We start from the raw sequence: 9557 nt of genomic DNA, 5'->3' as shown, positions 1-9557 counted from the left end.
CGGACCCGCCGATCAGCCGCGCGCCGCCGAGGGCGACGATGCGCTGGTCGAGCGCATCATGCAGGCCGTGGCTCGCGACGTTCGCTGAGCAGCTATTTCGTTCCTTACGAAAAGGTCCGCTTGCGGTCAGAACGCGCGGGTGACGAACCAGAAGGCGCCGACGCCGACCAGCCCGGCGGCGGCCGCGTCGACGACGATCGGGCGCGGCGGGGCCAGCCGCACGCGGCCGAGCGCCCAGGCCAAGCCTGCGACGGCGCCGACGAGCGCCAACTGCCCCATCTCGACGCCGACGTTGAAGCCGAAGAGGAGCTCGCCCAGCCGCTGGGGCGGCAGGGGCTCGTCCAGCAGGCCTGCGGCGAAGCCGAAGCCGTGGATCAGCCCGAACACGACGGTGATCGCCAGACGCACGCGGGCGGCGTCGCGCACCTGACCGCAAGCCAGCAGATAGTTCGCCCCGAAGAGGCCGGCGCCCAGCAGCAGCAGCGCCGGCAGGGCGCCGAAGCCCGCCAGTTTCAGCCCGACCATGGCCGCCAGCGCCGCGGCGAAGGCCGCCGCGACAGCGCCTGGCCGCTGGGCCTGGACGGCGACGTTCTCCAGGCCGATCAGGGCGATGGTGAGCGCCACCAGGGCGTCGATGTGGTCGGCCTGGGGCCGCAGCACGCCGGTCACCGCGAGCGCCAACGTCAGGCTGTGGCCCAGGGTGAAGCCGGTGATCACGAACAGCAGATCCTTCACCCGCCGCGAGATCAGCACCAGGCCGACCAGGAAGGACATGTGGTCCACGCCCGTCAGGATGTGCATCACGCCCATGCGCACGAAGTCCGGGAAGCCCGCCGCTTTCAGCCGATCGGCCTCGCCGCCGGCGACCTCCAGCATCTGCCGGTCGCGGGTGACCAGCTGCTCGGTGAACTCTCCGGTCCTGGCGTTCTGGATCTGCGCGTAATTGATGTGGCTGGGGACAAGATCGAAGAAGGCCCCCGAGCGGATCGTCATCTTTTTCGCCGTCGGACAGGCGAAGGTGAAGTCGTAGCGGCGGTAGCCCGCCCGCGCGCTCAGCGCCTGGATCGGCGGGACGAGCGCGCAGCGCCGCCCGTCGGCCAGGGGATAGACGCGCTGGGCGAGATAGGCTTCCAGCGCCGCGTCGCTCGGCTGGCTTCGCCCGCGTTCGAGCCGCGCGGCCTCGAGCGCCGGGATGATCATGACCAGGTCGACGTGGCCGCCGTTCAGTTCCCAGACCGAATGGCTCTCGCTGCGGACATGGGCGTCGGCCGCGCCGCCATGCGCGAGCGTGAACAGCAGCGCCAGCAGGAAGAGGAAGCGCCTCATCTCAGATCCGGGGCGACCAGCACCGTCGCACGGCGGCGCAGGAAGTCCCGGTGCTGCGCTTGCAGCCGCCTGACGGCCTCCTGGGTGTAGTCGTCGCGCACCGCCGGCAGGGCCGCTTCGTACGGCAGGGCGGCCGGCGGCTTGTTCGCCGCCACCTGGACGAAATGGACGCCGTCGGCTTGGGTGATCGGCGCGGATAGCTGGCCGGCGGGCGTGCGGCGTGCGGCCTCGAAGAGCGTTGCGCCGAGGTGGATCCGGGCGGCGAAGTAGAACTCCTGGCCCTTGACGCGCCCGGTGTCGTGACCGCCGAACTGCGCCAGCACCGTTGCCACCGGCGCGCCTGAGCGCAGCGCGCGGGCCGCGGCGGCGGCCTTGGCCGGCGGAAAGACCAGGTCGCGGGCGGTGATGACGCCTTCATCCGCGAACCGGTCGCGGTGCGCCTCGTACCAGGCGCGAAGCACGGAGGGGGCGGGGGCTTTGCTGAGCGCGTCCGCGGCGACGCTCTGCTCGACGGCGTTCACCGTGGCGGCCCGCACGTCCGGGTCGGCGCCGGCGACGTCCAGTTCCTTGCCGCGCTGGACCAGCAGCTCCTCCGCCACGAGGTCGTCGAGCGCCTTGCGCTTCTGCTCGGGCGTCGCCTCGGCGGGGTCGACGTCGTAGAGCGCGCGCAGGCTGGCCACATAGTCGCTGCGCGCAATCGGCTGGCCGTTGACCAGGGCGACGTCCTCGGCCGGAACGATGAGGGTCGTGGCGCCGCGTGCGGTGAAGAGCGCGCCGCCGGCGAACAGCAGCCCCGTGACGGCGCCGACCGCGCACAGCGCGAGCGATCGCCGCGGGGCCGTCCGGCGCGGGTCGAGCCAGGCGGACCGGGCGCGCGGCGGCGCCTCCTGCAGGACCGTGCTCATGGTCGGCTCCCCCGTGGCGCCGGGCTTGCGGACAGCCCGCGGACATAGATGGCGATCTCGCGGATCTCGGCGGACGACAGCCGGTCGGCCCAGGCCGGGCAGCGTCCACGCCGGCCGTCGCTGATCGAGCGGGCGATCTCGTCGCGCCGGCCGTGCCCGAACAGCCAGACGTTGTCGGCCAGATCCGGCGCGCCGATCCCCGGATCGCCGCGCCCGTCCGCGCCGTGGCAGTCGAAGCAGCCGCCGCGGCCGAGATAGAGGGTGCGGCCGCGCTCGGCCGCCGCCGGGTCATGCGGGCGCTTTTCGAGCGCGATGAGGAATTCCGTCACGTCCGACACCTCGTTCGGCGCCAGCTGCGGCGCGGCTTCGCCCGCTGACGGACGCGCCCGGCCGAACGCCGGCATGTCGGCGAGCTTCCAGGTCTTGGGCGCGAAGGCGCGGATGCCGTGCCTGATCACCGTCTCGATCTCGCTGGCCTTGCCAGAGCCGTAGAGCCAGTCGTGATCCGTCAGGTCCGGCGCACCTGCCGCCGGATCGCCTTGGCCCTCGCCGCCGTGGCAGGCGGCGCACTTCGCATGGAACAGCGCCCGGCCACGCGCATGGGCGAAGAGGCCGAGCGCGCCGCTCGGAGCCGGCGCGTCCGGATCGGCCAGGACCAGCCGCTCGCCGGCCGACCCCGCCCCCATGCCCGCGGCGCCGAGGGCCGCCACCGCCGCCAGCGCCAAGAGCAAGCCTCGCCGTCCGAGCCGAGCCACACGCGCCTCAGGGGCCGGTCGGGTCGATGAAGCCGATGAAGCGTCCGGCCGCGACGACGCCGATCCACAGCGCCAGCGAGGCCGCGCCGGCGAAACGCGCCGCGCGCGGCGGCCGCTCGGCCTCGTCCCAGGCGTCCACGTGACGGAACGCGCCGACGTGGAAGGCGGCCATGTTGGCTCCCGCCAGCGCGAGGACGACGAACTTGAGCTGGAAGGCCGGGTTGCCCGCGTAGCGCACCGCGTTGGAGGCGAACAGCAACGAGCCGGTGGCCACGGCGAGGGCGAAGGCGCCCCAGGTGAGCGGCAGGAGTTCGCGCGTCAGCCGTTGGACGCTGCGGTGATGGGCGAGCACGCCCAGGAGCCGCAGGTCGACGATCGCGATCGCGCCGACCACGGTCGCGAAGGCGATCACGTGGACGGTCTCGATCGCCGGGAACTGAATCGAGCCTTCGCGGATGGCGGTCGCCCAGCCGGTGTTTTCAAGGGCGTTGAACAAGGATTGCAGGGACATCGGCGCCTTCAGATGGCGTAGGCGATCCAGCGGCCGGCGATGATCACGGCGAGCCAGATGGCGAGGGAGACGAGGGCCAGGCCGCGGCCGGCCGCCAGGCGGGCGGGGGTGGCGGTCCAGAATTGCGGGTCGCCGGCGACCGGCCGGGTGATCGCCAGGGTGGCGAGCGCGGCCAGGGCGACCAGCACCAGCTTGGTCTGGAACACCGGATTGGTCAGCGAGCGGTCGGGTTCGCCGACGACCAGGACCGAGCCCGTGATCGCCAGGACCAGCAGCGACCACCAGAGCCAGGCGGCGAAGCGGCGGACGACCGCGTCAAGCGCCACGCCGCGCCCGACAAGCCCCAGGAGGCGCAGGTCGACCAGCAGGATCGAGCCCAGGACGACGCTGATCGCCAGGATGTGCACCGTCTGCAGGGAAGGGATGATCCAGCTGACCGATTGGATGAACACGCTGGCCGGGGTCTCGGCGAGCGTCTGGCTGAACTGTGCGAGGGACATGGCGCTGGGCTATTCCGCCGCCAGCCGCGTGCGGGCGGCCATATGGCGGTTCTTAAGCAGGATGAAGCCGAGCTTGATCTGATCTTTGCGAGACAACTGAGCGCCCCTCCGAAGTGGAGGTGAAATCTATTCTCGGCCCTCGGAGGGGACGAATTCATTGTTCTCAAGCATGGGTTTGCCGGGGTGAAACAGAGCCGCTCACGGCTTGCCGGGCTGCACCCAGTTGCCGCTCAGGACCTGGCCGGTGGCGACCAGCTTGACCTTCTTCAGCGAGCCGCCGTGGCCGCCGTCGCGCAGGGGGGCGATCTCCACCTCCACCTTGTCGCCGGGGTTCAGCGCGCGGCGCGTCCAGCCGATTCGGCCGAGGTTGCCGGGGCTGGTGGCCTCGACCGTCCACAGCTGGCTTGGGCCGCCGGCAGGCGCCGTCTCCACCCAGATGACGACGTGCGGATTGGTCCACTGCACCGCCTTCACCGCTCCGGCCAGGGTCACCACGCGGTTCATGTCGTACATGGCGAAGGAGTGGTGGGCGAGCGCGCCGCAGGGTGCGGAGACGCAGAGCGCGGCGGCGAGGACGAAGGCGGCGGCTCGGGACATGGGCAGTCTCTACTTGGGCGGGGCGGGCGCGCCGTCTTCACCGAGCGGCAGGAGCGAAAAGGCGGCGTGGCCGTCGGCGTCGCGGGATTCGAGGTAGCGCCCCTGCAGGCAGACGCCCTCGACGATCTCGGCCGCGGGGTCGCGCTGACGATGATAGAGCCGACGCGTGGTCCAGGGACCGGTCAGCACGTGCGGGGCGGTGATAGTGAGCTCGTCGACCAGGGTGTCGGCGCCTTCCAGGCGGATGCGCTCGACCACGTGCAGGTCGCCGTCGTTCGGGATGCCGACCGCCTCGCTGACGGCGATGTAGGTCTGCGGCAGCACGCCCACGGTGTCCACCACCAGGGCGCCGCCCTCCCAGCGGCCGATCGCGTCGCCGAAGAAGCTAGGGTCCGGATCGGCCGCGTGCGGGCGGCCGTCGGTGCGGATGCGTCGCAGCCGGTTGCCGTCGGATTCGCCCAGCAGGATCACGCGTCCCGGCGCGAAGACGAATTCGATCGGATTATGCGTCACCAGCATCAGCGCCGGCATGCCGTGCGGCAGGCAGTCGACGAACAGCCCCTTCGGGCGGCCGGCCTTCTCCTGGGCCTCCAGGGCGGCGACCTGCCGGGCGACCTCGGGCTTCCAGGGCGGGGGATCGCCGTGGACCTGCGCGTTCTGGTCGACGACGTCGGGAGCCCAGACGCCGCTCCAGTCCGGCAGCCGGGCGACCGCGGCCCAGTCCTTCGGCGAAGGCGCGGCGTTCGCCGCCGAGGCGGCGAGCGCGAGCCCGACGATCAGCGCGGCGAGCTTGCGGGTCATGGCTTGGCCTGCGGGATCGGGCCGATCGCCAGCACCTTGCCGCTGTCGACCAGGGTGACCTTCTTCAGCGAGCCGCCGTGGCGGCCGTCGCGCAGCGGATTGATCTCGACGACGACCTTGTCGCCGGGCCGCACCGAGGTCTTCGACCAGCCCATCCGCGCCAGGTTGCCGGGGCTGGTGGGCAGCTCCGCCGGCCACAGCTCGGCGGCTCCGCCGTCCTTCGGCGCCACCAGCACCCAGAGCACGGCGTGCGGATTGGTCCACTGGAACGTCTTCACCGCGCCTTGGACCGTCACGACCTTGGTCTGGTCGTACATGGCGAAGGAGTGATGGGCGGCGGCGGCGCTGGGTATGGCGGCGGCAACCACGAGGGCGAGAAGCTGTCGGCGGGTCATTTCGCGGTCTGGGGCGACGGAAGCGCCAACGGCGCGCCGCCTTCGTCTTTCGGAATGGGGGTGAACACTGCGAAGCCCTCGGCGTCGGTGTCTTCGAGGAAATCGCCCTGGCGGCAGGAGGCTTCGACGATGTCCGAGCTGCGGTCGCGCTTGCGGGTCCAGGTCCGCCGGCTGCGCCAGGGCTTGGAGAGCACGTGCGGCGCGGTGATGACGGTGTCGATCTCCAGGGTGTCGGGGCCGGTCAGGCGAATGCGTTCGACGACATGGGCCTCGCCGTTGTTCGGCACGCCCACGCCCTGGCCCAGCGGAATGAAGGTTTCCGGGCGGATGGCGACGGTGTCGACCACCAGGGCGTCGCCTTCCCAGCGGCCGACCGAGTGGCCGTTGAAGGTGAGGTCGGGATCGCTCGGATGACCGCGGCCGTCGGTCCAGATGCGGCGCAGGCGGTTGCCGTCGAACTCGCTGAGGATCGTCACCCGGCCGGGCGTGAACAGGAACTCCGCCGCGTTGAGGGTCATCAGGTCGAAGCTCGGCATGCCCTCCGGCAGGCAGTTGACGTAGATGTTGTCGGGGCGGCCGGCGTCTTCGGCCGCACGCATCCGGGCGACCCGCGCGGCCGCCTTCGGCGTCCACGCGGGCGGCTCGTCGAAGGCGGGTCCGCCCTTCACCAGGGGCGTCGGGATCCAGACGCCGCTCCAGTCCGGCAGATGTCCCAGCGCCGCCCAGTCCGCGGCGGTCGGGGCGCGGTTCAACTCGCCAGGCGGCGGCGGGGTTTGGGCCTGGGCCGCGCCCACCGCCAGCAGCAGCGATGCGCTCGCGACGGCGGCCGCCCGCGACAGCCGTTGCAGCACGCTGGCGCCGAACTCCCTCGACTGGTGCATTGTTCCCTTACGCATGCCGTCCTTACGAGCTTTGCTTAGCGAGCGGCCGGACGCCGGAAAAACGAGCAATCCTGAACTGGCCTATGAGCGGCCGGGCGCGCCTAGAAGCGGCGGCTGAATAAGGCTCTCGACCGTGCTCAGATCCGGAAGCGGAGCGGTCACCCCGCTGGCGCCGACATAGCCTTTGTCGACCAGCACGACCTCGGCGCCTGTCCGGGCCGCGCCGACAGCGGCCCAGGCCGCCATTCCGCCGCCGATGACGAGGACGTCCGCCTCAATGGCCAGTTCGAAATCCGAGGACGCCGGCACGAGACGCCTACTCCGCCGCGAGGCGGGCGATCCCGGCGCGCATGAACGGCAACGGCGAGGATGACGACATGGGCGCGTCCGATCAGGTGGGGCTTTTCTTCCCCATCGTAGGGCCTTTGTGTTCTGTCGTCCTTCGAGGAATCATCTAGTATTGATTGAGATTATCTTGTTATTTTGGATGGCGATATCCCAATATTAATTGGGGTCATGCGTCCTGACGTCGCCGATCGCTCATAAGTTTTGAAATTAGACCATTCGCCGCGCCGAACCGGCCTCCACTTCGGCGGCGAATGGCTAGAACGTCTCGACCCAGGGGCGCAGCTCGACCTCCCAGGTCCAGGCGCTGCGCGACTGCCGGAGCACGTCCAGATAGGTCTGGGCGATGGCGTCGGGATCGAGGGTGCTGTCGGGCCGGCCGGCGGGATCCGGCCGCGTCGCGCTGCGGACCGCGCCGTCGATGACGAAGTGGGCGACGTGAACGCCCTTGGGCGCGAGCTCGCGTGCGGCGCTCTGGGCGAGGCCGCGAAGCGCGAACTTGCCCATGGCGAAGGGGGCGGATTGCGCGTAGCCCTTCACGCTGGCGCTCGCGCCGGTGAAGAAGATCGCGCCCTGGCCGCGGGGGATCATCCGGCGTGCGGCCTCGCGCGCGACCAGGAAGCCGCCGAACGCCGAGACGGCGAGCGCCTGCTCCACTTCGGCCGGGACGAGCTCCGCGAGCGGGCCGCGAGCGCGGGCCGACGCGTTGTAGACGGCGACGTCCAGCGGCCCCAGGCGCGCCTCGGCGTCTTCGAACAGCTTCGCCACCGCCTCAGGCTTCGCGGCGTCCAGAGCGAAGGCCGGCGCGTCCAGCTCTGCCGCCAGGGCCGCGAGCTTCTCCGTGTTCCGCGCCGCCAGCGCGACTTTCAGACCGGCCGCCGTGAAGGCCCGTGCGACCGAGGCGCTGATGCCCGCGCCGGCGCCGACGATCAGGGCGGTGCGATAGGCGATCGTGCTCATCTGAAATTCCTCACGCGACCGGCGCGGGCCGGGCGCGCTGGTTGAACAGGATTTTGCGCCGGCGCTCCTGCTCTTCGGGCGACAAGGTCGCTGGATCTTCGGGCTCGCCGGCGGTCACCGCCAGGCCGCGCTGCACCGCCGGGCGGGCCGAGAGCTCCTCGAACCAACGCTTCACGTGGCGGAACTCGTCGAGGTCGATGTTCTGCTGCGCCCAGGCCACCGTCCAGGGATAGGCGGCGACGTCGGCGATGCTGTACTCGGCGCCGGCGAGATAGCGGCGGTCGTAAAGCCGGTTGTTGAGTACGCCGTAGAGCCGGTGCACCTCGTCGTCGAACCGCCGCCGGGCGTAGGCCTGGTCGCCGGCCTCGGGCCCGAGCCGCCAGAAGTGGCCGCGCTCGCCGGTCTTCGGCCCCTGGTTGGCCATCTGCCAGAAGACCCACTGGACCACGTCGTACTTGGCGCGCACGTCCTCTTGCGGCCAGAAGCGGCCGGCCTTTTCGGCGAGGTACAGAAGGATCGCGCCGGATTCGAAGACCGCCACCGGCTCGCCGCCGTCCTTGGGCGCGTGGTCGACGATCGCCGGCATCCGGCTGTTGGGGTTGATCGACAGGAACCGCTCGCCGAACTGGTCGCCGCGGCCGATGTTCAGCGGGGTGACCTGATAGGGCGCCCCCAACTCCTCGAGCAGGATGGTGACCTTCTTGCCGTTGGAGGTGGGCCAGTAGAAGACCTCGATCGTCATGGGCTTTCCTTGCGTGGCGTCGCGTGGCGGCGTGTCTTGGGCTCATCGTGGGATATGGGCTGCGAATGCTGGCGCGACAGGGCGAATTCGCCCCCGACGGGCTTTGAATTGTTCAAGCGGTCGCATGAGTTTTTCTCGTGCTTGCCGACGCCTTCGACGACTGGCGGCCTTTCTATGCCCACCTATATGGTGGGAATTTGGGGGCAGATTCATGGCTGCGTCGCGAAAGCTGAAGCTCGGCGCCTTCATGCGTCCGGTCAGCCTGCACACAGGCGCCTGGCGTTATCCCGGGGCGATCCCGGACGCGAACTTCAACTTCCCCGCCCTGAAGCGATTCATCCGCAAGCTGGAGGCGGGCAAGTTCGACGCCTTCTTCATGGCCGACCACCTGGCGGTGCTCAACATGCCGGTCGCCGCGCTCAGGCGCAGCCAGACGGTGACCTCGTTCGAGCCCTTCACCTTGCTGTCGGCCCTGTCACAGGCCACCGACCACATCGGCCTCGTGGCGACGGCGTCTACGACCTACGACGCACCCTTCCACATCGCCCGCCGTTTCGCCTCGCTTGACCACATCAGCGGCGGGCGTGCGGGCTGGAACATCGTCACCACCGCCAACCCCGACGCCGCCCAGAACTTCGGCCTCGACGAGGACATGGAGCATGACGAGCGCTACGCGCGCGCTCGCGAATTCTTCGACGTCGTCACCGGACTCTGGGACTCCTTCGCCGACGACGCCTTCCGGCACGAGGTGATGGGGTGGACGCCCCCCGACGGCATCTGCGTGCCAGAGTGAGGTGTTGAGCTTCACTCGAGGGAGGCGCCCATGGGCGAGATTACCC

At 70.5% G+C, this 9557-nt stretch carries 13 protein-coding genes; 1 reads left to right on the top strand and 12 read right to left on the bottom strand.

Annotated features, from left to right (window positions below):
- Positions 1–126: 126 nt before the first annotated feature.
- The 12 genes from VJS38_RS17310 to VJS38_RS17255 all read right to left on the bottom strand — a co-directional run bounded on the left by VJS38_RS17310 (position 127) and on the right by VJS38_RS17255 (position 8718).
- Entirely contained in the window at positions 127–1326 is a 1200-nt protein-coding gene (locus VJS38_RS17310; protein WP_324089398.1) for a HupE/UreJ family protein, read from the bottom strand.
- Positions 1323–2231: a peptidylprolyl isomerase gene (locus tag VJS38_RS17305; protein ID WP_324089397.1), complete on the bottom strand. Its 909-nt coding sequence runs from the start codon at positions 2229–2231 to the stop codon at positions 1323–1325. The genes VJS38_RS17310 and VJS38_RS17305 overlap by 4 nt, the downstream gene beginning before the upstream one ends.
- Positions 2228–2962 carry a c-type cytochrome gene (locus VJS38_RS17300; RefSeq protein WP_324089396.1) on the bottom strand — a complete coding sequence of 245 codons (735 nt, stop codon included), beginning with the start codon at positions 2960–2962 and terminating at the stop codon, positions 2228–2230. The genes VJS38_RS17305 and VJS38_RS17300 overlap by 4 nt, the downstream gene beginning before the upstream one ends.
- 31 nt (positions 2963–2993) lie before the next feature.
- The gene (locus VJS38_RS17295; protein ID WP_324089395.1) at positions 2994–3497 is read right to left on the bottom strand and encodes a DUF6644 family protein; all 504 of its coding nucleotides are present in this window, start codon (positions 3495–3497) and stop codon (positions 2994–2996) included.
- An 8-nt stretch (positions 3498–3505) separates the two neighbouring features.
- The gene (locus VJS38_RS17290) at positions 3506–3997 is read right to left on the bottom strand and encodes a DUF6644 family protein (RefSeq protein WP_324089394.1); all 492 of its coding nucleotides are present in this window, start codon (positions 3995–3997) and stop codon (positions 3506–3508) included.
- A 198-nt stretch (positions 3998–4195) separates the two neighbouring features.
- Positions 4196–4594, bottom strand: a complete 399-nt coding sequence (locus VJS38_RS17285; RefSeq protein ID WP_324089393.1) for a DUF6152 family protein — start codon at positions 4592–4594, stop codon at positions 4196–4198.
- Positions 4595–4603: 9 nt separating this feature from the next.
- The gene (locus VJS38_RS17280) at positions 4604–5395 is read right to left on the bottom strand and encodes a hypothetical protein (protein ID WP_324089392.1); all 792 of its coding nucleotides are present in this window, start codon (positions 5393–5395) and stop codon (positions 4604–4606) included.
- On the bottom strand, positions 5392–5790 hold the full coding sequence (locus tag VJS38_RS17275; RefSeq protein ID WP_324089391.1) for a DUF6152 family protein: 399 nt from the start codon (positions 5788–5790) through the stop codon (positions 5392–5394). Before VJS38_RS17275 ends, VJS38_RS17280 begins: the two co-directional genes overlap by 4 nt.
- Positions 5787–6686 carry a hypothetical protein gene (locus VJS38_RS17270; protein ID WP_324089390.1) on the bottom strand — a complete coding sequence of 300 codons (900 nt, stop codon included), beginning with the start codon at positions 6684–6686 and terminating at the stop codon, positions 5787–5789. The genes VJS38_RS17275 and VJS38_RS17270 overlap by 4 nt, the downstream gene beginning before the upstream one ends.
- A 66-nt stretch (positions 6687–6752) precedes the next feature.
- Positions 6753–6980 carry a hypothetical protein gene (locus VJS38_RS17265; RefSeq protein WP_324089389.1) on the bottom strand — a complete coding sequence of 76 codons (228 nt, stop codon included), beginning with the start codon at positions 6978–6980 and terminating at the stop codon, positions 6753–6755.
- Positions 6981–7274: 294 nt separating this feature from the next.
- A complete protein-coding gene (locus tag VJS38_RS17260) occupies positions 7275–7976 on the bottom strand; it encodes an SDR family NAD(P)-dependent oxidoreductase (protein WP_324089388.1) in 702 nt (233 codons plus the stop codon).
- A gap of 10 nt (positions 7977–7986) precedes the next feature.
- The gene (locus VJS38_RS17255; RefSeq protein WP_324089387.1) at positions 7987–8718 is read right to left on the bottom strand and encodes a glutathione binding-like protein; all 732 of its coding nucleotides are present in this window, start codon (positions 8716–8718) and stop codon (positions 7987–7989) included.
- A gap of 211 nt (positions 8719–8929) precedes the next feature.
- Here VJS38_RS17255 and VJS38_RS17250 point away from each other — a divergent pair, with 211 nt between their 5' ends.
- A complete protein-coding gene (locus VJS38_RS17250) occupies positions 8930–9511 on the top strand; it encodes an LLM class flavin-dependent oxidoreductase (protein ID WP_324089386.1) in 582 nt (193 codons plus the stop codon).
- Positions 9512–9557: the final 46 nt, after the last annotated feature.

Origin of the sequence: Phenylobacterium sp. (assembly GCF_035276905.1) — a bacterium.
Classification (GTDB): Bacteria; Pseudomonadota; Alphaproteobacteria; order Caulobacterales; family Caulobacteraceae; genus Phenylobacterium.
This window is presented reverse-complemented; position numbering and strand designations above follow the sequence as displayed.